Here is a 19,991-nt window from a genome sequence, read left to right on the forward strand (position 1 = left end):
AGATGCGCGTCCCCGCAACCAAGATTCCAGGTGCATCCCAAGCAAGGTTCCAGCCCAAAGCGATTGGCGCTTGCTGAGGAAGGTGCCTCTGTGCAAGACGATTACTCCCCGGAGTGTGATAAGAGGAATCTCCCTGTGACAGCCTCTCTTGATGGCGAAATTCGCGACGGTCGTCATCATATGCGGGTTCGCGTTTATTTCGAAGATACTGACGCCGGCCAGATTGTTTATCACGCAAACTTTCTGCGTTTCATGGAACGCGGCAGAACGAATTACTTGCGTTTGCTCGGAACCAGTCAACAAGAGCTGCTGAAAGAAGCGCGAGAGGATGCGCCCGGCTTTGCCTTCGTTGTTCGTTCGATGAAAATTGATTTTCTAAAACCGGCAGTCCTGGACGATCTGCTTGACGTCGTCACGGTTCCACAAGAGGTGAGGGGCGCCTCGATCATGCTGGGTCAGGAAGTGCGCCGCGGCGATGAGTTGCTGCTTGAGGCCAAGGTCAAGGTGGCCTTTGTCTCCGGCGGCCGCGCCAAGCCGATCCCGAAAGCGCTGCGGATTGCCATGAAGGCCGATCAGATTTAGCAATCGCCCAATAGGCGGAATGGCATCGACTCCGCATGCGGCAGGGCTACAATCCCTGCAACATCGCAAAGCCGAGGGTCCCATGTCGCGTCCACCGTTTCCGCCCTTCACCCGAGAGAGCGCCGCCCAGAAGGCCCGCATGGCCGAGGATGCCTGGAATTCACGCGATCCGGTGAAAGTGTCGCTCGCCTATACCGAGGACTCGACCTGGCGCAATCGCGGCGAGTTCTTTCAGGGGCGCCCGGCGATCGTCGAATTCCTCACCCGTAAATGGGCGAAGGAGCACGAATACCGGCTGATCAAGGATTTGTGGGCGTTCGACGGCAATCACATTGCCGTGCGCTTTCAATATGAATGGCACGATGACGCCGGCAACTGGCATCGCTCCTATGGCAATGAGCAATGGGAGTTTGACGAGGCCGGCCTGATGCGCCGCCGCGAGGCGAGCATCAACGATGTGGCCATTGCCGAGAAGGATCGCCGTTTCCTGTGGCCGGCGCCGGGGCCGCGTCCGGCCGATGTGCCGGGTCTCGGCACCGACCCGTTCTAACTAAAGCGAACCGCTATCGACCACGAATTCGACGCGCTCGGCGACGAAGCGCGAATGCGTAGCGCTGAGCGGCGTGCCGTCGGCATCCACATCGATGGAATCGACAATCAAGATCGGACGCCCGAGTGCGACACCAAGCCGTGTCGCATCGGTCGCGTCGATGATCCCCGCGGTGACCTTCGTCGAGGCGCGGCGATAGTCCTTGATGCCGTAATGCGCCAGGGCCTTGGTCATCGAGCGCACGCGCTCATAGACCTTGCCGAAATCGGGAAAGCGTTCGGCCGACAGCCAGTTGGTGCCGACGCAGATCGGCGTCTTGTCCGCCAACCGCAAGGCTTCAATGCGGATCAGCGGAGCGCCGGCTTTGAGGCCAAGCTGCCTTGCGAGATCGCGTGTTGCCACATCGTCCCAGGCTCCGATCAATTGCGCTTGCGGCTCGCGCCCGCCGGCACCGGCAATTTCCGAGAAGCGCGTGCGTGATCGCAGGGGATATGCAAGCTTTGGCGATTCCACATAGGTGCCGCTGCCGCGCTCGGCGCGCACCAAGCCGCGTTCGGCCAGGGTCGCGAGGGCGCGGCGCACGGTGTGGCGATTGACGCGGTAGATGTCAGCCAGTTCGGTCTCGCCGGGCAGCTTTTCGCCAGCGCCATAGCGGCCATCTGCAATGCCGCGCTCGATGCCGTCGGCGACGTGCCGCCACAATGCAACGCCTGTTGGCTTGTCCTGAATGGTCACAAAATCGGTCCCGGAATGATGTCGACCACGCATTAGCGAAAAATCGTGCCGCTGTCACGAAACGGTCATTGCCTCCGCCTATAAAGTTGTCTAGTAAATCATACAACTTGTTGAGCGACGGTGACATGACTTCATCCTCCCTGAACCACCAGCAGGCCCGGCGCCGTGAGGCGATGGGGGTGCTTGGGCACTGCGCCACGGCGGATATCGCCGGTTATCTCGATGCAGTGGCTGTTCCCGCCTATGAACAACTGCGTCAGCCGGAGAATGGCCTAGTGATGCTGCGCGGCCGGATCGGCGGCGATGGCGCGCCATTCAATCTCGGCGAAGCGACGGTGTCGCGTGCCGCTGTACGGCTTGCCAGCGGCGAGGTTGGCTTCGGTTACACACTCGGTCGTGACGGCGCGAAGGCGCAGCTGATCGCGCTCTGCGATGCACTCATCCAGACCAGTGAATTTTCAGATGCTGTCGAGACCAAGGTGCTCGCGCCGCTGCGCGCGCGCGTCGTCGCCGATAGCAAGCGCAAGGCCGCAGAGACGGCGGCAACCAAAGTCGATTTCTACACGCTCGTGCGCGGGGAGGGCTGATCATGACGACAGTTGCGGAAATGCCGGCCGGTTTCGCGGATAAGGTGCTTGCAGCGCAATCGACCTTCCGTTCGGTGATGGATGCGATGGCGCGTCCCGGCACCGTGCAGCGGATTCAGGCTGTTTCGGGCGTACCTGCGCCGATGATGCGCGGCGCGGCCGCTATCGCGCTCACGCTGTTCGATCAGGACACGCCGGTGTGGCTCGATAGCAAGTTGGCGGCGACGATGGATGTTGCCAAGTGGATCAAGTTTCACACCAGCGCGCCGGTCATCGCCGATCCCGCCGTGTGTGCCTTCGCCGTGGTGGCTGATGCTGCCGCGCTGCCGTCCTTCGAGCACTTCGCCTTCGGCACCGGCGAATATCCGGATCGCTCCACCACGATCATTCTGCAGGTGGCGAGCCTGACTGAAGGCCCTGCCTATGAGCTGCGCGGCCCCGGTATCGATGGTGCCACAATCCTGCGTGCTGCGATCGGCGTGCCGGATCTGCTGGATCGCCTTGCGCTGAATGCCTCGCTGTTTCCCCGCGGCATCGACCTCGTGCTGGTGTCCGGCGAATCCATTGTCGCGCTACCGCGTACCACGCGTCTTGTCGCGAAGGAGGGCTGAGCATGTATGTCGCCGTCAAGGGTGGCGAACGCGCCATCGAGAATGCGCATCGTCTGCTCGCTCATGAACGCCGCGGTGATCGCGATGTGCCGGAAGTATCGCTGGCACAGATCTCCAATCAGCTCGGTCTCGCCGTCGATCGCGTGATGACCGAAGGCTCGCTCTATGACCGCGAGCTCGCGGCGCTGGCCATCAAGCAGGCACGCGGCGACATGATCGAGGCGATCTTCCTGCTGCGCGCCTTCCGCGCGACGCTGCCGCGGTTCGGTTCGAGTGAGCCCGTCGATACGTCGCAGATGCAGGTGCGTCGCCGCGTCTCCTCGACCTTCAAGGACATGCCGGGCGGCCAGGTGCTTGGCCCGACCTTCGACTATACGCATCGTTTGCTCGATCCGGTGCTGACCGGCGAATCCTCGCCCGAGCAGCCGGCCATGACCGATGCAGAGCCGGGTGTGATGCCGCGCGTCACCGATATTCTTGGCCGCGACGGCCTGATCGAAGCCTCGCCCGCAGAAGATCCCGAAAAGCCTGTCGGCGATCTCACGCGCGACGCGCTGAGCTTCCCGGCAGACCGTGATCTGCGCTTGCAGAATCTCGCGCGGGCCGATGAAGGCTTTCTTCTGTCGCTCGGCTATTCATCGCAGCGCGGTTATGGCCGTAACCATCCTTTCGCCGGCGAGATTCGCCTCGGTGAAGTCGAGGTCGAATTCATGGCCGAGGATGTCGGCTTTGCCGTGCCGCTTGGCTCGATCACGCTGACCGAGTGCCAGATGGTCAATCAGTTCAAGGGCTCGGATACCGAGGCGCCTTGCTTTACCCGCGGTTACGGTCTCGCCTTCGGCCAGTCTGAGCGCAAGGTGATGTCGATGGCGCTGGTCGATCGCACGCTGCGTGCACGCGAACTCGGCGAGGACATCAAGGCGCCGGCACAGGACGAGGAATTCGTCATGTCGCATTCCGACAATGTGCAGGCGACCGGCTTCGTCGAGCATCTGAAGCTGCCGCATTATGTCGACTTCCAGTCCGAACTGGGCTTGCTCCGCAAGCTGCGCAAGGAATTCGCCGACGCCAACGAGACGCCCGTTGCTCTTCAGGAGGCCGCGGAATGAACGCGCCGACATATAACTTCGCCTATCTGGACGAGCAGACCAAGCGGATGATCCGCCGCGCCATTCTCAAGGCGATCGCGATCCCCGGCTATCAGGTGCCGTTCGCCAGCAGGGAAATGCCGATGCCCTATGGCTGGGGCACCGGCGGCGTGCAGGTCACGGCGGCGATCCTTGGCCCCATCGACAAACTCAAGGTGATCGACCAGGGCTCTGACGACACCACCAACGCGATCTCGATCCGTAAATTCTTCGAGAAAACTGCCGGCGTTGCCGTGACCACGAGCACGGGCGATGCGACTGTGATCCAGACACGGCATCGCATTCCCGAAGCGATGCTGCAGGCGCATCAGGTGCTGGTCTATCAGGTGCCGATCCCCGAGCCGCTGCGCTTCCTCGAGCCACGTGAGACAGAGACGCGGCGGATGCATGCGCTCGCCGAATACGGCTTGATGCATGTAAAGCTGTATGAAGACATCGCGCGCTTCGGCCATATCGCCACGTCCTATGCCTATCCGGTGAAGGTCAATGCGCGTTACGTGATGGACCCGTCGCCGACGCCGAAATTCGACAATCCGAAGATGGACAATTGCGCGGCGCTGCAACTGTTCGGTGCCGGCCGCGAGAAGCGCATCTATGCGATCCCGCCTTACACATCGGTGGTGTCGCTGGATTTCGAGGATCATCCATTCGAGCCCTACAAGCACAAGGCCTGCTGCGCGCTGTGCAATGCCGAGGATAGCTATCTCGACGAGATCGTCACCGACAACAAGGGCAGCCGGATGTTCGTCTGCTCCGACACCGACTATTGCGAAACGCGGCAATCACAGGGGCATCGCGGCAGCGAGAATGCTGCGCCTTATGCGGAGAGCGCAAATGCTTGATGTGACAGTGAATTCGATTGAGATGAACACGCGTAGTTCTGCGAGTGCTGAGCCGTTGCTTGTTGCGGCAAACCTGGGAAAATCTTATGGCCGTCTTGCGGCATGCCGCGATGTGTCGTTCGGATTGTACTCCGGCGAAGTGCTGGCCATCGTCGGCGAGTCCGGGTCCGGCAAATCGACACTGCTGCAGATGCTCTCCGCCCAACTGGCGCCGACCAGCGGCCGCGTCTCCTACCGGATGCGCGACGGCGTGACCCGCGATCTCGCGACGATGGGCGAAGCCGAGCGGCGCTTCCTGTTTCGCACCGACTGGGGCTTTGTGCATCAGGACCCGGCGATGGGGCTGCGCATGGCGGTCTCGGCCGGAGCCAATGTCGGCGAGCGGTTGATGGCTGTGGGCCAGAACCACTACGGCAAGATTCGTGACACGGCGACCTCGTGGCTCGAGCGTGTGGAAATTTCGCCCGAGCGGATCGACGATGCGCCGCGGACTTACTCTGGCGGCATGCGGCAGCGGTTGCAGATCGCGCGCAACCTCGTCACCGAACCGCGTCTCGTCTTCATGGACGAACCGACCGGCGGTCTCGATGTCTCCGTGCAGGCGCGCTTGCTGGACATGATGCGCACGCTGGTCAGCGAGCTCGGTCTCTCGGCCATCGTTGTGACGCACGATCTCGCGGTGGCGCGGTTGCTGTCGCATCGCGTGATGGTGATGCAGGGCGGCCGCGTGATCGAAACGGGGCTCACCGATCAGGTGCTCGACGATCCCAGAGAGCCCTATACGCAATTGCTCGTTTCCTCGATCCTGCCGGCGTGAGGTCCACATGATTCCGATGATCGATATCCGCAACGCCGAAAAGACCTTCGTGATGCACCTGCAGGACGGCATTCGCCTGCCGGTGGTGCGCAACGTCTCGTTCCATGTCGCGCCCGGCGAATGCGTGGTGCTGTCCGGTCCCTCGGGGGCGGGCAAGTCGTCGATCCTGAAGATGATCTTCGGCAATTATCGCTGCGACGGCGGCACCATCGGCGTACGCCACAACGGTGATGTCATCGATATCGCCACCGCCGAGCCGCGCGAGATCCTGGGTGTGCGCCGCGACACCATCGGCTATGTCAGCCAGTTCCTGCGCGCGGTGCCGCGTGTCGCCGCCATCGATGTCGTGGCCGAGCCGCTGCTCGCTGCCGGCGTAACGCGCGAGGAGGCGCGTGCGCGTGCGGGGGCGTTGCTCAAGCGCCTCAACATTCCCGAGCGGCTGTGGAAGCTGCCGCCCTCGACCTTTTCCGGCGGCGAGCAACAACGCGTGAATATCGCGCGCGGTTTTATCTCCGATCTGCCGATCCTGCTGCTGGATGAACCGACTGCGTCGCTCGATGCCGCCAACCGAGCCGTGGTCGTTGAACTGGTCGCCGAGAAAAAACGTGCCGGCGTCGCCATGGTTGCCATTGTGCATGACGACGAAGTGCGGCACTTGATCGCCGACCGGCTGGTGGACGTCGCATCCTTCGCCGCTGCTGCCTGAGAAAGAGAACCATGACCGCATCATCGACCGAAACCGTCATCGGCAACGCCAGGATCGTTCTTGCCGACCGCGTCATCGACAAGGGCTGGATCGCCTTCGCTGGTGGACGCATCGCCGAATTCGGCGAGGGTGATGCGCCACGCGGTAGCGACGATGCGCGCGGCGATCTGATTATGCCCGGCCTGATCGAATTGCACACCGATCATCTCGAAGCCCATTTCATGCCGCGGCCGAAGGTGTTCTGGGATCCCATCGCTGCCGTCGTCTCCTATGACGGTCAACTTGCCACGTCCGGCATCACCACGGTGCTCGACTCGGTGCGGGTCGGCTGCGAGGACTCAAGCCAGGGCATCGACAGCTACGCCGGCCTGCTGGTGGATTCGATTGCCTCTGCCGGCGAAGCCAGTCTCCTGCGGGTCGATCACTTCCTGCATCTGCGCTGCGAGATTCCGATGCCAACCGTGGTCGAGGAAGCGAAGGCGCTCTTGGCGAAGCCGAACGTCCGGCTGATGTCGCTGATGGATCATACGCCCGGGCAGCGCCAGTTCCGCGACGAAGAAAAGCTGCGCACATACTATCGCGGCAAGGGTGGCAAGAGCGATGCCGAGCTTGATGTGATGTTCGCGCAACGTCTGGCCTGTCAGCAGCAATATGCGGCCGGCAATATGCGTGCGATCGTGGCGCTGGCTCACGGGCGCAATATTCCGCTGGCGAGCCATGACGACACTACGGAAGACAACGTGACCGAAGCCGTTGGAGACAAGGTCTCGGTGGCCGAATTCCCGACGACGCTGGAAGCGGCCCAAGGCCTGCACAAGGCCGGCATCGGCATCCTGATGGGGGCGCCGAATGTCGTCCGCAACGGCTCGCATTCCGGCAATATCGCGGCTATCGATCTCGCCCGCGAAGGCATGCTGGATATTCTGTCGTCGGACTATGTGCCGTCGAGCCTTCTGATGGGAGCCCTGCAGCTCTCGAGCAAGGTGCCCTCCATCGATCTCGCCAGCGCGATCCGAACCGTGACCAAGCGGCCCGCGGAAGCCGTCGGGCTCATGGACCGCGGCGAGATTGCGGTCGGCAAGCGCGCCGACGTGATCCGCGTCCATGTGGCGCATGAGGTACCGGTGGTGCGCAATGTCTGGCGCGAAGGACATCGGGTGGCATGACCGACACCGCGGCGATATCCGAAGCGCAAGCAGGCCGGATCGGCCCCGGCCGGTTGGTGCTGGTGGTCGGCCCGTCGGGTGCCGGCAAGGATACGCTGATCGGTCTGGCGCAGGCCGCCTGCGCGGATGACGACAATGTGGTGTTCACGCGCCGCGTGGTGACTCGCGAGGCGTCGGAATTCGAAAATAATGCGCAGGTCACGCCGGAGGCGTTCCGTCACGCCCAGGCCAGCGGCGCCTTCGCCGTCCACTGGGAAGCGCATGGTCTTTGTTATGCGCTTCCGCGCTCGATCGATGATGCGCTTCGCGCCGGCCGCAATGTCGTTGCCAATATCTCGCGGACGGTTATCCCGGCGCTACGTGCCGCTTATGAAGATGTCGTCGTGGTGTCGATCACGGCGCCGCCGGACGTGCTTGCGGCGCGACTTGCGGCGCGGGGACGCTCAAGCGATGGGCCGATCGGCGATCGGCTCAAGCGCAGCGTCGAGACATCAGGTGCGGACGTCACGATCAACAATATTGGTGTCGCGGAAGATCATGCGGATGACCTGATACGGGTCATCAGGGGTCAATAGATACGGCGGAGGGGAGTGCGGCCATGTCGGTGATCGAAACCATCGAGCAGCTCGAGGAGATCTACGGCCGTCTCGATGACATCGGCGAAGCATCCACCGCCAAGGTAGCCGACTGCGTAACGGCGCAGTATCGGCGGCTGATCGAGGTCTCGCCCTTCGCCGCACTGGCGACCACCGGCCCCGAGGGGCTGGATTGCTCACCGCGCGGCGACAAACCGGGCTTCGTCCGGATCCATGACGAGCGCACCTTGATGATGCCGGACCGCCGCGGCAACAATCGCGTGGACTCTCTGCGCAACATCGTGCGCGATCCCAAGATCGCGCTGCTGTTTCTGATCCCTGGTGCCGGCACCACGCTCCGCATCAACGGGACGGCGCATCTCTCAACGGACCCGGACCTGCTGGCGTCCTTCGCCGTGGAGGAGAAGGCGCCCCGCACGGTGATTGTGATGACGGTCGGAGAGATCTATTTCCAATGCGCCCGCGCCATCGTGCGGTCCGATCTCTGGAACCCTGATAAACGCGTCGATCCGAAGACTCTGCCGACGCCCGGCGAGATCCTGGCGGAGATGAGCGAGCGCCGGGTCGGCGGTCCGGAATACGATCGGCAATGGCCGGAAAGGGCGCGCCAGACCATGTGGTGAGGGGGCGAATCTGGGGGTGATTTTTGCAGTGCGTTTCTGTCGCCTGCCGCGACTCCGTAGGCCCCTTGTTTCAAGTATTTTGCGCTTGCGAGGGTCCTGAAACCCTGCCGTACAAGTCGAATCGGGGTTTGATGGTCAAAAAACATCATTTTTCCCGGCAAAATCTGTGAAAATTTCATTGAGCACGGGTTTTTTCCCGTAATTCCTCATAGTGTCTGTCTCACCGAATCACGGCAAACCAAAAGGTGCAAAATGGCAGACCAAATGACGAAGTCGCAGCTCATCGAGAAAATCGCTGAGACCACTGAGCTCTCGAAGAAGGACGTCAAGGGCGTTATCGAGACCATGGCGACCCTCGGCTATAAAGAGCTGAAGAAGAGCGGCGTGTTCCTCGTTCCCGGCTTCGCCAAGTTCGTCGTCATCAAGAAGCCCGCCACCAAGGCACGCAAGGGCACCAACCCCTTCACCGGCGAAGCAATGACCTTCAAGGCCAAGCCGGCCCGCAAGATCGTGCGCGCCCGCCCGGTCAAGGCTGCGAAGGACGCGGTCTAAGCGGACCCTCGGCGCGGTCGCCCATGAGGTGACCGCAGCCGACCTGAATTGAGAACGGCGCGGCATTCCCCAGGGGATGCCGCGCCGTTTTCGTTTTGGGAGTGCCTTACCTCTCCCCGCCTGCGGGGAGAAGGCAGTCAGCGCGGCTCTAATCGTTCACGCGCTTCTTGTAGGCGACCGCGTCCATATCCCTGATATCGACGCTGAGGCTTTTGGTATGCGGCAGCAGCAAAACCATTGCCGCGCGCAACGCCTCGCTCACGGCGACTTTCTGCTCGGGTGTGCGGCCCTCGAGCATGGAGACCGACAGGTGGCAGAAGCCTTCGGCCCGGCCGGCCATCAGGTGATGCGCATACGGGATCGCGCGCACCTTGATGTCGGCGGCCTTCATTACCCCGGTGGCGGCGCCGGCATTGTGCAACGCCTGCATCAGGCTGGCGACGTCGAGCGCGTCGCCATGGCCGTCGGTGGAATGTTCGATGACGATATGGGGCATGAGACGACAATTCCTGGTGCGTGTTCAATCTCGGACCTCATGGTGAGGAGGCGCCACTTGGCGCCGTCTCGAACCATGAGTGTAGGGCTCCTCATCCTTCGAGACGCGGCCAAGTGGCCGCTCCTCAGGATGAGGGGACGGCGTTAAAGAAGCAGCGGCTTCACCGAATCCGCGGCATCGCGCAGCAGCGGCAGGAAGCGATCGATCATTTCGCCGGTCGAGACCCGGTCCACATGGGCGCCCATATTGATGGCGGCGACGATGGCGCCATCGTAGCGCCGCACCGGCACCGAGATCGAGCGGAAGCCCGGTTCGGCCTCGCGGTCGACCAGCGAATAGCCTTTCTCGCGGTCGGTGATGATGGTGGCCTTCAGCAATTCCTTGTCGGTCACCGTGAAGGGCGTCATTGCCACGAGGTCCATGGCATCCAGCGTTGCGGTGAGATCGTCGTTGGAGTACTTGCCGAGCATGGCGCGCCCCACCGACGAGCAGAAGGCGGGCAGCCGGTAGCCGAGATCGATGCCGGCGGAGAACACGCGCGCCGGGCTGGCGCGGGCGACGAAGATCACCTCGTGGCCCTCAAGCACCGCGAGCGATGAGATCTCCTGCGCGTCGCTGGAGATGCTGTCGAGCACGGGTTGCAGGATGGTGACGACCTGATTGGACGTCATGTAGGAGCCGGCCAGCGCCAGGACGCGCGGCGATAGCGCGAACAGCTTGCCGTCGCTGGTCACATAGCCTTTGCGTTCCAGCGTGAACAGGATGCGGCGCGCAGTGGCACGCGGCAGATCGGCGGCCTTGGCGACATCGCTCAGCGTCATCGGGCGCGATTGCGTGCCGAACAGTTCGAACACCCGCAACCCCCGATCGAGGCTCTCGATGAAGTCGGTATTGCCGCGTTCGTCGTCGGGGCGCTTGATCTTTGGCATAAGCCGTGGGTCCGCCCTATTTGCCTGCTTCGAATTTTTTCAGATCGAATGACAGGTCGGCGGCCTGTTCTGGTGTTGGCGACAGTGACGCGGTGATCAGGCGACGCGCGATCATCTGGTCGCCGGGCCGGTTGATACTGTCGACGGCCGTGAGCTTGCCGTCGCGATAATAAAACACCGAGAACTTGCCATCATCCATCGACCCGCGGATCACCGCGCTGTCGGTCGGCGCAGAGAGGCCGACAATCTGCAGCTTGGCGTCATATTGATCCGACCAGAAACGCGGCACTGCGTCATAGGCTTCCGGCTTGCCGGCGATCATCGCACCCACAGCCTTGCCCTGATCGGTGGCGTTCTGCACGGCTTCCAGCCGCACGCGACGGCCGGCGAAGCCGTTGTGGTGATTGCTGACGTCGCCGGCCGCATAGATGTTCGGCGCGCTGGTCAGGCCATGTTCATCGACATCGATGCCATTGGTGCAGGTGATATCTGCCTGCGCGGCCAGCTCGTCATTGGCGATGCCGCCAATGCCGGCGACGATCAGGTCCGCGCGCACCCGCAGGCCGCTGGAGCAGACGACCTCATGCACCGCGCTGTTGCCTTCGATGGCAATGACGGATTCGTTGAAGCGGATGTCGAGGCCATGGGAGCGATGGCTATCCAGAAGGAACTGCGAGATCAGCGGCGATACCGCGCGCTCCAGCAGGCGCGACTGCGCCTCGATCAGCGTCACCTTCTTGCCGGCCTTGGCAGCAGTCGATGCCACTTCGAGGCCGATGAAGCCGCCGCCGACGATGACAACATCGTTGGCTGCTTCGAGCCGCGGCTTGAGATGCAGCGCGTCATCAAGGGTGCGCAGATAGACGATGCCGTCGCGCTCATGGCCGGGCACGCTGAGGCGCCGCGCGCGCGAGCCGGTGGCGATGACAAGCTGATCGAAAGGCAGGCTGTCGCCGCCGTCCAGCGCGATCCGGCCGGCTGCACGATCGAGCCCGATGGCGCGATGGCCCAACACCAGTTCGATGCCCTGGGTCTTGAAATAGTCCTCGCCGCGGAGGAAAAGACTGTTGTGCGCGACGTCGCCGGACAGAAATGCCTTGGACAGCGGCGGTCGCTGATAGGGCAGATGGATTTCATCGGCGACGATGCGGATCGGCGCCTGATAGCCCTTCTCGCGCGCGCTGATGCCGGCCTGGACGCCCGCGTAAGAGGCGCCGATGATCACGAGGCCGCTCACGAGCGCTCTCCCTGGGTCCGATCCGCACGCGAATTCAAAGTCTTCGACATCATCAGCTCCTGAATTGCGTGCGTATATTGAACAAGTGTTCGTTTTGCGCAAGGTGATGCTTTGGGCGCGAATTGCTGCATTTGCTCAGTGACGCGGCAAATCCTGCTGCAAAATTCTGCTTGCCTGGAATTAGTCTAACGATAATATTCGCACATTCGTTCGTCTATTGAACATTGTTGATGGAGCGGCGAGATGCATCTGGGTGCGAAATGTCTGATTGCAGGAGCCATTGCAATTGGTGCCTCCGTCTTGCCGGCGGTGGCGCAGCAATCTGACCCGAACGCGCCCCAGGTCGTCCTGACGGGCGGCAAGATCCTCACTCTCGACGGCCAATCGACGATCGCGCAAGCGCTGGCCATCCGCGACGGCAAGATCCTCGCGGTCGGCAGTGACGCCGCGATCAAGCCGCTGGCCGGTCCGCAGACCCGGGTCATCGATCTCGCCGGCAAGTCGGTTGTCCCCGGCCTGATCGACACCCACGCGCATTTCAAGGCGGCCGGGCTCGGCGACTATGTGGTCTATCTCGGCGGCGCCAAGGACGTGGCCGGCGCCCTCGATCTCATTCGGGCGTTCGTTGCGAAGAAGCGGCCCGGCGCGTGGATCACGACCGGCGGCTGGCATCCGCCGTCGCAGCTGGCGGAAAAGCGCTACCTGACCCGCCAGGAACTCGACAGCGTGTCCCCCAACAATCCGGTCTATCTGCGGACCGTCGGTCATTTTTCGATGGCCAATTCGCTGGCGTTGCAGAAGGCGGGCATCAGCAAGAGCACGCCGGATCCAGCCGGCGGCGCGTTCGAGCGGGACGCGAGCGGCGACATCAATGGCGTGCTCGTCGAGACGGCGATCCCGCTGGTTGAGAACATCGTGCCGCCCTACACCGAAGACGAGGAGTTGCGGCAATATCGTCTCGCCGAGGCCGCGCTCAACCGCCTCGGTATCACCAGCGTCGTCGAGGGGGCGACAAGCGCGCGCGACACGCAGATTCTGCAGAAGCTCGCTCTGGCCGGCGATGCGACAGTGCGGGTCGGAACGATGTTTCGACCGGAGCCGCCCGCGGACTCCGCCGGTTGGGACGCCATCATGAGCGGCAACGGCGCCACTTCGGGTTTCGGCGACGATTGGTTGAAGCTCGGCGGCATCAAGATCTTCTACGATGGCGGCATGACCCTGAAGACGGCCATGATGCGCGACGCCTATCCGGACTCGCATGACGATTATCATGGGATCGCGCAGGTTACGCCCGAACGGCTGAAGCAGCTGGTATCGATCGCCAACCTTCGCGGCTGGCGGGTCGGCGTTCACGTCGTTGGCGACCTCGGCGTCGATCAGGTGCTGGATGCGTTCGAAGCCGCCGACAAGGAAAAGTCGATCAAGGATCGCCGCTTCGTTTTGATCCATGCCAGCCTGATCCGCCCCGAACAGATGGAGCGGGCACGCCGCGTCGGGGCGCGGATCGATTTCCAGAACGCCTTCATGTGGGACAAGGCGGCGACGGTCGCGCGTTTTCTCGGCAGGCCGACCGCGGATCGTGCGGTCCCGACGCGCACTTTAATCGAGAAAATGGGACTGGAGAATCTCGGCGCCGGCACCGATTTCCCGGTCAATCCGCTGAACCCGTTCCTCACGATGTATATCATGGTGACGCGGAAGGACCCGGCCGGCCAGGTCTACGGCGCATCCGAAGCGATCGGGCGCGAACAGGCGCTTCGCCTCTATACTAGCGCGGCATCGCGCTACATGTTTGAGGAAACGCGGAAGGGAACGCTGGAGGCCGGCAAGCTGGCCGACCTCGTGGTGCTCTCCGCCGACTTCATGACGGTGCCGGACGACCAGATCAAGGACATCACCGCCGATATGACGATGGTCGGCGGCAAGATTGTATTTCAGCGATAAGCGGCGCATCGCCAGAGTTATAAAGGACATTTTGCCATGATGAGCCAAGAGCAGAACGATCTGATCACTCGCATCGGGCCCAAGGCGCCGGCGGGCAAGCTGATGCGCCAATACTGGCAGCCGGCGGCACTGGTCGATGAGCTCGAAGGGGATCGTCCGATCCGTCCGGTCAAATTGCTCGGTGAAGATTTTGTCCTGTTCCGCGACGAGCAGGGCCGCTACGGCCTGCTGGATCGCGACTGCCCGCATCGCGGCGCAGATCTGGCGTTCGGCCGTCTCGAAGGCGGTGGCGTCCGCTGCGCGTTTCATGGCTGGCTGTTCGACGTCGAGGGCAAGTGCCTGGAGACGCCGGCCGAGCCGAAGACCTCCAAGCTCTGCGCCGGCATCAAGCAGCGGGCTTATCCCGTGGTCGAGAAGGGCGGCATCCTCTGGGCCTATCTGGGCGAGGGCGAGCCGCCGGCATTCCCCGAGCTCGACTGTTTCGCCGCACCCGGCCAATACACCTTCGCCTTCAAGGGCCTGTTCGAATGCAACTGGCTGCAAGCGCTGGAAGTCGGCATCGATCCCGCCCACGCGTCGTTCCTGCACCGCTTCTTCGAGGACGAGGACGTCAAGGCATCTTATGGCAAGCAGTTCCGCGGCGCCTCCGCGGGCACCGAACTGCCGATGACCAAGATCCTGCGCGAATATGATCGCCCGATCATCAATGTGGAATCGACCGAATACGGCCTGCGCCTGATTGCGCTGCGCGAGCTCGACGAGGAGCGTACCCATGTGCGCGTCACCAACCAGCTATTCCCGCATGGCTTCGTCATCCCCATGAGCACGGAGATGACGATCACCCAGTGGCATGTGCCGGTGGATGACGAGAACTGCTATTGGTATGCGATCTTCACCAGCTACACGACGCCGGTCGACAAGAAGAAGATGACCGACCAGCGGCTCGAACTCTACGAGCTGCCGAATTACACCTCGCGCAAGAACAAGACCAACGACTACGGCTTCAATCCGCACGAGCAGAAGCACGAGACCTATACCGGCATGGGCGCCGACATCAATGTCCACGACCAGTGGGCGGTGGAATCCATGGGCAAAATCCAGGACCGAACCCGCGAGCATCTCGGCTCCAGCGACAAGGCGATCATCGCCTATCGCAAGCTGCTGCGTGCGGAGATCGAGAAGGTCGCCGGCGGCCAGAAGCCGATGATGTCGCTCGACGCGGACACCGCGCGCAGCATTCAGGGCCCGGGCACCATGGACGGCATCGGGCCGACCAAGGGCTGGGAAACCTACTGGATGGAAGTCGACGTCGCCCGTCGTCGCGGTGCGCCATGGATGGCGGCGGCCCCGGCCGACCAGACCGAGCCGGGGTCCAACGTCATCCATCTGCCGGCGGCAGAGTGAAGATCGATCAGAACAGCCGCGGGAGAGTGCGTTGAGTTTTGTTGAACGTCACGGTTTGTGGTCCGCGGAGCAGAAGGAAGCAGCCGTCCGGCTGCGCAGTATGGTCGAAGAGCATAAGCTCGAAGTGATCCGGCTGTCGTTTCCGGATCAGCACGGCATCCTGCGCGGCAAGACGCTGATCGCCAGTGAGGCATTGCGCTGTCTCGAAAGCGGCTGCTCGATCACCACGACCATGTTCGCCAAGGACACGTCGCACAAGACGGTGTTTCCGGTGTTCACCGCCGGCGGCGGCTTCGGCATTCCCGAGATGCAGGGCGCGGCCGACGTCCTGATGATTCCCGATCCCAGCACGTTCCGGATATTGCCCTGGGCGCCTGAGACCGGCTGGGTTCTGTGCGACGTGCATTTCGCCGACGGACGTCCGGTGCCGTTCGCGACGCGCAACCTCTACAAGAAGGTGCTCGGCGATCTCGGCGCACGTGGCTATGATTTCGTCGCCGGTCTTGAAGTCGAATTTCATATTTTCAACGTCGAGAACAACCGCATGAAGCCGGAGGATGCCGGCCAGCCCGGCAATCCGCCGGAGGTCAGTCTTCTCTCGCACGGCTACAACTATCTCACCGAGCAGCGCTACGACCAGATGGAGCCGGTGCTCGAAATCATCCGGCGCGACGTGATTGCGCTCGGTCTGCCGCTGCGGTCTGTCGAAGTCGAATACGGCCCGAGCCAGTGCGAATTCACCTTTGCGCCGACTGTCGGCCTGACACCGGCCGACAGCATGGTGCTGTTCCGCTCGGCCGTGAAACAGATCGCGCATCGCCACGGCTACCACGCCACCTTCATGTGCCGGCCGAAGATTCCGAACGTCGTGTCGTCTGGCTGGCATTTGCATCAGTCGATCGTATCGCGTGCAAACGGCGCAAACGCGTTCATGCCGACCGAGGGCACGCAGCCGCTGTCATCGTTCGGGCAGGGCTATCTCGCGGGGCTTCTTACGCATGCGCGTGCGGCGACCGTGTTCACGACACCGACCATCAACGGCTACAAGCGTTATCGCTCCTATTCGCTGGCGCCGGATCGTGCGATCTGGGGCCGCGACAATCGCGGCGCGATGCTGCGTGTGCTCGGCGGTGCCGGCGATTCCGCGACGCGTATCGAAAATCGCGTCGGCGAACCCGCCGCCAATCCCTATCTCTATATGTCGTCGCAGATCCTGTCGGGTCTCGACGGCGTCGATCGCAAGCTCGATCCAGGGCCATCAGCCGATACGCCTTACGAGACCAATGCCGATCTGTTGCCAAAGTCGCTGCGCGAGGCGACCTTCGCGCTCAAGGAAGATCCTTTCTTCCGCGAGAAGATGGGCGCGACGATGGTTGACTATTATACGCATATCAAGAATGCCGAGATCGATCGCTTCCAGGCGGAAGTCTCCGACTGGGAGCAGCGCGAATATTTCGAGATGTTCTGACGCGTCATTTCGGCGCGCTCACGCCGGATCAAACGGGCCATCTCGGCACGTTTATTGAATACAGGTTTGCCGAATAGTTTTCTTAACTTTCCAATGGGGACAATCGCAATGAACAGACGCAGCCAATCCATTCTTGCACTGGCCATTCTCGGCCTGATGACCGGCACGGCCTCCGCCGACACCATCAAGGTCGGCGTGATCGGCACCATGTCGGGCCCTTACGCGCTGTTTGGCAAGAACTTCAAGATGGGCATCGACGCCTGGGTCGCCGAGCATGGCACCAAAGCTGGCAAGCATGATGTCGAATTCATCTATCGCGATGAAGAGAGCCCGAATCCCGCCAAGTCGAAGGCGCTGGCGCAGGAGCTGCTGGTCAAGGACAAGGTGCAATATCTCGCTGGCGTCTATTTCACGCCGAACGCGATGGCCATCGCGCCGCTGCTGGAAGAATCCAAGACGCCGCTGATCGTGATGAATGCGGCGACCTCGTCGATCGTCGAGAAGAGCCCCTATATCGTCCGCACCTCCTTCACCATGTGGCAGAACACCGTGCCTGCCGCGAAAACTGCGTTGAAGAACGGCGCCAAGAAGGTGGCCATCGCGGTCAGCGATTACGGTCCGGGTGTGGATGCTGAAGCGGCATTCAAGAAGACGTTCGAAGGTGAGGGCGGCGCGGTGGTCGAAGCGGTTCGCATTCCGCTCGCCACCACCGACTTCAGCCCGATCATGCAGCGCATCAAGGATTCCGGCGCGGACACCATCTTCACCTTCCTGCCATCCGGCCCGCCGACGCTGGGTTTCGTCAAGGCCTATATCGACAACGGGTTGAAGGCAGGCGGTGTCAAGCTGATGTCGACCGGTGACGTCGTCACCGAGCCGGATCTGCCGAACATTGGCGATGCCGGCATCGGTATCCTCTCGACCTATCACTATTCGGTGTCGCACGATTCCAAGGAAAACGCGGCCTTCCTTGCCACCATCAAGAAGGGCGGCGGCAACCTCGACGAAGTCACCATGACGTCGGTCGCGGCCTATGACGGCGCGCGCCTGATCTACAAGATGATCGAGGCAACTGACGGCAAGCGCGATGCCGCCAAGGCGGTCGACGCCGTCAAGGACATGAAGTGGGTCAGCCCGCGCGGTCCGGTGTCGATCGATCCCACCACGCGTCACATTCGCCAGAACGTCTATCTGCGCAGTGTGGAGAAGGTGGACGGCAAGCTGATCAACAAGGAAAGCCAGACCTTCGCCGATCAGCCGGACTGGGCGCTGAGCGCCAAGTAGGCAATGCCGGGGATTCCGCCTCGTTGCGGAATCCCCCTCTTTCTGCGACATCGTCGCGCGAGATGAGATTTCCTTTGACATGACCAGCCGCGCGCGCTCGCTTCGACTGATCAATGCCCGCATCTATCGTTCTGCCTGGGATGAAACCCCCGCGGACAGCATCGTCGTCAGCGATGGCAAGGTGGTCTGGATTGGTGCAGCGGATGTTGCGCCATCCGCCGACGAGACGATCGATCTCGCGGGCGCCACCGTCATTCCCGGCCTGACCGATGCGCATATCCATCTGTTCGCGATTGCGCATGCGCGCTTGCAGGTGCCGGTGACGCCGCGTGACGCGCCCACGATATCCGATGTGCTTGATTTGCTGGTTGCGCGTGCGCGCGCCATTTCCTGTGATAAATGGGTCTACGGCGCGGGCCTCGATGAGAACGGACTGGCCGAGCATCGACTGCCGACACGGGCCGAGATCGACGGCGCCATTCCCGATCATCCGGTGCTGATCCGCCGCTTCTGCGGTCATGTCGCCGTCGTCAACAGTGCCGCGCTGCGACTGCTGGGCATCGACGATGCTGCCGCCGACCCGGAAGGCGGCACGTTCGGCCGCTCCGAGGATGGCCGACTGGACGGCAGCGCCAAAGAAAGCGCAGCCGAACTGATATTCCGTGCTGCACCGCCGATGGATCGCAATGAGCTCACCGCAGCTCTGCGCGCGACAATTGCCGATAGCGCCAGGTTAGGTCTTGTTGCTGTCGTAGAAGCCGCGGTCGGATTCACCGTCGGCTTCGATGATGAATTCGCGATCTGGAACGAGATCCGCGCAAATGGTGATGTGCTGCCAATGCGGCTCGGCTTCATGAACCAGCTCGACCCGGCTGAAGCGGCGGCGCGTGGGCTGGTGCCGACGCACGACGCCGACTGGCAGTCGATGACGCTGAAATATTTCGCCGATGGCATCGTCGGCGCGCGAACTTCGGCGGTGAGCGAGGATTTCTTCGATACGCCGTCCCGCGGCATGTTCATGCGCGATGAAATCGAACTGCAACGCGTGGTCGCGGAGGCCCATGCGGACGGCTGGCAGGTTGCCGTTCATTGTACCGGCGATCGCGGTATCGACTGCATCATCGAAGCCTATGAGAAGGCGCAGGCGGCACATCCCCGCGCCGATGTCCGGCACCGCATCGAACATTACTTCGTGCCGCCCGCCGGTGGGCTGGCACGGATGAAGGCATTGGGCGCACTCGTCGTCACCCAGCCAAGTTTCCTCACCCGGATGCGGCGCTCGATTGCCGGCGCATTCGGTCCGCGCGCCGATCGTTGCTATCCCGGCCGCTCCGTGATCGACGCGGGTGTCACTTACATCGCCAGCTCCGATGCGCCGACCGGGTCGTGGTCTCCGTGGGATGGCATCGCCGATGCGGTGACCCGCGCCTCGGACAATGGTGCGCCGATCGGGCAGGGTGAAGCCATCAGCGTCCGCGAAGCCATTCACAGCTATACGGTCGGTGGCGCCATCGCGATGAGGCAGGAAGACTGGCGCGGCACGCTGATGCCGGGTACGGCGGCCGATCTGATCGCCCTTGATCGCAATCCCTTCGCCGCCAACTGCCTCCCTCTGAAAGAGACGAAGGTGTTGCTCACCATAGTGCGCGGCGCCGTCGTCCATGACGCCATGCCGCAGTTTCCGGAATGGCGCTCGGGCGCTGCTTCGGCATAG

General features: G+C 62.5%; 21 protein-coding genes. 17 read left to right on the forward strand and 4 right to left on the reverse strand.

What is annotated here, in order from left to right; translation table 11 throughout:
• The first annotated feature begins 135 nt into the window (after positions 1-135).
• Positions 136-582 carry a tol-pal system-associated acyl-CoA thioesterase gene (gene ybgC / locus HP556_RS20495; RefSeq protein WP_175368336.1) on the forward strand — a complete coding sequence of 149 codons (447 nt, stop codon included), beginning with the start codon at positions 136-138 and terminating at the stop codon, positions 580-582.
• A gap of 82 nt (positions 583-664) precedes the next feature.
• Complete coding sequence (locus tag HP556_RS20500) at positions 665-1,132, forward strand: nuclear transport factor 2 family protein (protein WP_175368337.1); 468 nt, start codon at positions 665-667, stop codon at positions 1,130-1,132.
• Here HP556_RS20500 and phnF read toward each other — a convergent pair whose 3' ends face one another.
• Complete coding sequence (gene phnF, locus HP556_RS20505) at positions 1,133-1,867, reverse strand: phosphonate metabolism transcriptional regulator PhnF (protein WP_068735417.1); 735 nt, start codon at positions 1,865-1,867, stop codon at positions 1,133-1,135.
• Positions 1,868-1,992: 125 nt separating this feature from the next.
• Here phnF and phnG point away from each other — a divergent pair, with 125 nt between their 5' ends.
• The 10 genes from phnG to HP556_RS20555 all read left to right on the forward strand — a co-directional run bounded on the left by phnG (position 1,993) and on the right by HP556_RS20555 (position 9,515).
• Positions 1,993-2,454, forward strand: a complete 462-nt coding sequence (gene phnG / locus HP556_RS20510; RefSeq protein ID WP_175368338.1) for a phosphonate C-P lyase system protein PhnG — start codon at positions 1,993-1,995, stop codon at positions 2,452-2,454.
• A gap of 2 nt (positions 2,455-2,456) precedes the next feature.
• Positions 2,457-3,065: a phosphonate C-P lyase system protein PhnH gene (gene phnH, locus HP556_RS20515; protein WP_175368339.1), complete on the forward strand. Its 609-nt coding sequence runs from the start codon at positions 2,457-2,459 to the stop codon at positions 3,063-3,065.
• 2 nt (positions 3,066-3,067) lie between these two features.
• The gene (locus HP556_RS20520; RefSeq protein WP_175368340.1) at positions 3,068-4,174 is read left to right on the forward strand and encodes a carbon-phosphorus lyase complex subunit; all 1,107 of its coding nucleotides are present in this window, start codon (positions 3,068-3,070) and stop codon (positions 4,172-4,174) included.
• Positions 4,171-5,055 (forward strand): alpha-D-ribose 1-methylphosphonate 5-phosphate C-P-lyase PhnJ, encoded by an 885-nt coding sequence (locus tag HP556_RS20525; protein ID WP_175368341.1) that lies wholly within the window; start codon positions 4,171-4,173, stop codon positions 5,053-5,055. Before HP556_RS20520 ends, HP556_RS20525 begins: the two co-directional genes overlap by 4 nt.
• Before the next feature lie 22 nt (positions 5,056-5,077).
• Entirely contained in the window at positions 5,078-5,872 is a 795-nt protein-coding gene (gene phnK, locus HP556_RS20530; RefSeq protein ID WP_175368415.1) for a phosphonate C-P lyase system protein PhnK, read from the forward strand.
• A gap of 7 nt (positions 5,873-5,879) precedes the next feature.
• Positions 5,880-6,578 carry a phosphonate C-P lyase system protein PhnL gene (gene phnL / locus HP556_RS20535; protein ID WP_120291666.1) on the forward strand — a complete coding sequence of 233 codons (699 nt, stop codon included), beginning with the start codon at positions 5,880-5,882 and terminating at the stop codon, positions 6,576-6,578.
• Positions 6,579-6,589: 11 nt separating this feature from the next.
• Positions 6,590-7,744 carry an alpha-D-ribose 1-methylphosphonate 5-triphosphate diphosphatase gene (locus HP556_RS20540; RefSeq protein WP_093756775.1) on the forward strand — a complete coding sequence of 385 codons (1,155 nt, stop codon included), beginning with the start codon at positions 6,590-6,592 and terminating at the stop codon, positions 7,742-7,744.
• Positions 7,741-8,319, forward strand: a complete 579-nt coding sequence (gene phnN / locus HP556_RS20545; protein ID WP_175368342.1) for a phosphonate metabolism protein/1,5-bisphosphokinase (PRPP-forming) PhnN — start codon at positions 7,741-7,743, stop codon at positions 8,317-8,319. Before HP556_RS20540 ends, phnN begins: the two co-directional genes overlap by 4 nt.
• A gap of 23 nt (positions 8,320-8,342) precedes the next feature.
• Positions 8,343-8,963, forward strand: coding sequence for a pyridoxamine 5'-phosphate oxidase family protein (locus tag HP556_RS20550; protein WP_175368343.1), 621 nt, complete (start codon positions 8,343-8,345; stop codon positions 8,961-8,963).
• 252 nt (positions 8,964-9,215) lie between these two features.
• Positions 9,216-9,515 carry an HU family DNA-binding protein gene (locus tag HP556_RS20555; protein ID WP_068735221.1) on the forward strand — a complete coding sequence of 100 codons (300 nt, stop codon included), beginning with the start codon at positions 9,216-9,218 and terminating at the stop codon, positions 9,513-9,515.
• 148 nt (positions 9,516-9,663) lie between these two features.
• On the opposite strand, the gene HP556_RS20560 is transcribed toward HP556_RS20555, so the two are convergent.
• From HP556_RS20560 to HP556_RS20570, 3 genes are all read right to left on the reverse strand, one after another.
• Positions 9,664-10,011, reverse strand: a complete 348-nt coding sequence (locus HP556_RS20560; protein ID WP_175368344.1) for a 5-carboxymethyl-2-hydroxymuconate Delta-isomerase — start codon at positions 10,009-10,011, stop codon at positions 9,664-9,666.
• A 143-nt stretch (positions 10,012-10,154) separates the two neighbouring features.
• A complete protein-coding gene (locus HP556_RS20565) occupies positions 10,155-10,940 on the reverse strand; it encodes an IclR family transcriptional regulator domain-containing protein (protein WP_175368345.1) in 786 nt (261 codons plus the stop codon).
• 16 nt (positions 10,941-10,956) lie between these two features.
• On the reverse strand, positions 10,957-12,177 hold the full coding sequence (locus HP556_RS20570) for an NAD(P)/FAD-dependent oxidoreductase (protein ID WP_175368346.1): 1,221 nt from the start codon (positions 12,175-12,177) through the stop codon (positions 10,957-10,959).
• Positions 12,178-12,420: 243 nt separating this feature from the next.
• On the opposite strand from HP556_RS20570, the gene HP556_RS20575 reads away from it, so the two are divergent.
• From HP556_RS20575 to HP556_RS20595, 5 genes are all read left to right on the forward strand, one after another.
• Positions 12,421-14,121, forward strand: coding sequence for an amidohydrolase (locus HP556_RS20575; RefSeq protein ID WP_175368347.1), 1,701 nt, complete (start codon positions 12,421-12,423; stop codon positions 14,119-14,121).
• A gap of 36 nt (positions 14,122-14,157) precedes the next feature.
• Positions 14,158-15,525: an aromatic ring-hydroxylating dioxygenase subunit alpha gene (locus HP556_RS20580; RefSeq protein WP_175368348.1), complete on the forward strand. Its 1,368-nt coding sequence runs from the start codon at positions 14,158-14,160 to the stop codon at positions 15,523-15,525.
• A 31-nt stretch (positions 15,526-15,556) separates the two neighbouring features.
• Positions 15,557-16,993, forward strand: a complete 1,437-nt coding sequence (locus tag HP556_RS20585; protein WP_175368349.1) for a glutamine synthetase family protein — start codon at positions 15,557-15,559, stop codon at positions 16,991-16,993.
• A gap of 108 nt (positions 16,994-17,101) precedes the next feature.
• Positions 17,102-18,277, forward strand: a complete 1,176-nt coding sequence (locus HP556_RS20590) for an ABC transporter substrate-binding protein (protein ID WP_175368350.1) — start codon at positions 17,102-17,104, stop codon at positions 18,275-18,277.
• Between the two features lie 79 nt (positions 18,278-18,356).
• A complete protein-coding gene (locus HP556_RS20595) occupies positions 18,357-19,991 on the forward strand; it encodes an amidohydrolase (protein WP_175368351.1) in 1,635 nt (544 codons plus the stop codon).

The organism is Tardiphaga robiniae, from assembly GCF_013359755.1.
Taxonomy (GTDB): domain Bacteria; phylum Pseudomonadota; class Alphaproteobacteria; order Rhizobiales; family Xanthobacteraceae; genus Tardiphaga; species Tardiphaga robiniae.

Coding starts and splice junctions, on each gene's coding strand:
- HP556_RS20500 (WP_175368337.1), top strand. CDS start 665: ATGTCGCGTCCACCGTTTCCGCCCTTCACCCGAGAGAGCGCCGCCCAG.
- phnG (WP_175368338.1), top strand. CDS start 1,993: ATGACTTCATCCTCCCTGAACCACCAGCAGGCCCGGCGCCGTGAGGCG.
- phnH (WP_175368339.1), top strand. CDS start 2,457: ATGACGACAGTTGCGGAAATGCCGGCCGGTTTCGCGGATAAGGTGCTT.
- HP556_RS20520 (WP_175368340.1), top strand. CDS start 3,068: ATGTATGTCGCCGTCAAGGGTGGCGAACGCGCCATCGAGAATGCGCAT.
- HP556_RS20525 (WP_175368341.1), top strand. CDS start 4,171: ATGAACGCGCCGACATATAACTTCGCCTATCTGGACGAGCAGACCAAG.
- phnK (WP_175368415.1), top strand. CDS start 5,078: ATGAACACGCGTAGTTCTGCGAGTGCTGAGCCGTTGCTTGTTGCGGCA.
- phnL (WP_120291666.1), top strand. CDS start 5,880: ATGATTCCGATGATCGATATCCGCAACGCCGAAAAGACCTTCGTGATG.
- HP556_RS20540 (WP_093756775.1), top strand. CDS start 6,590: ATGACCGCATCATCGACCGAAACCGTCATCGGCAACGCCAGGATCGTT.
- phnN (WP_175368342.1), top strand. CDS start 7,741: ATGACCGACACCGCGGCGATATCCGAAGCGCAAGCAGGCCGGATCGGC.
- HP556_RS20550 (WP_175368343.1), top strand. CDS start 8,343: ATGTCGGTGATCGAAACCATCGAGCAGCTCGAGGAGATCTACGGCCGT.
- HP556_RS20555 (WP_068735221.1), top strand. CDS start 9,216: ATGGCAGACCAAATGACGAAGTCGCAGCTCATCGAGAAAATCGCTGAG.
- HP556_RS20560 (WP_175368344.1), bottom strand. CDS start 10,011: ATGCCCCATATCGTCATCGAACATTCCACCGACGGCCATGGCGACGCG.
- HP556_RS20565 (WP_175368345.1), bottom strand. CDS start 10,940: ATGCCAAAGATCAAGCGCCCCGACGACGAACGCGGCAATACCGACTTC.
- HP556_RS20575 (WP_175368347.1), top strand. CDS start 12,421: ATGCATCTGGGTGCGAAATGTCTGATTGCAGGAGCCATTGCAATTGGT.
- HP556_RS20580 (WP_175368348.1), top strand. CDS start 14,158: ATGATGAGCCAAGAGCAGAACGATCTGATCACTCGCATCGGGCCCAAG.
- HP556_RS20590 (WP_175368350.1), top strand. CDS start 17,102: ATGAACAGACGCAGCCAATCCATTCTTGCACTGGCCATTCTCGGCCTG.
- HP556_RS20595 (WP_175368351.1), top strand. CDS start 18,357: ATGACCAGCCGCGCGCGCTCGCTTCGACTGATCAATGCCCGCATCTAT.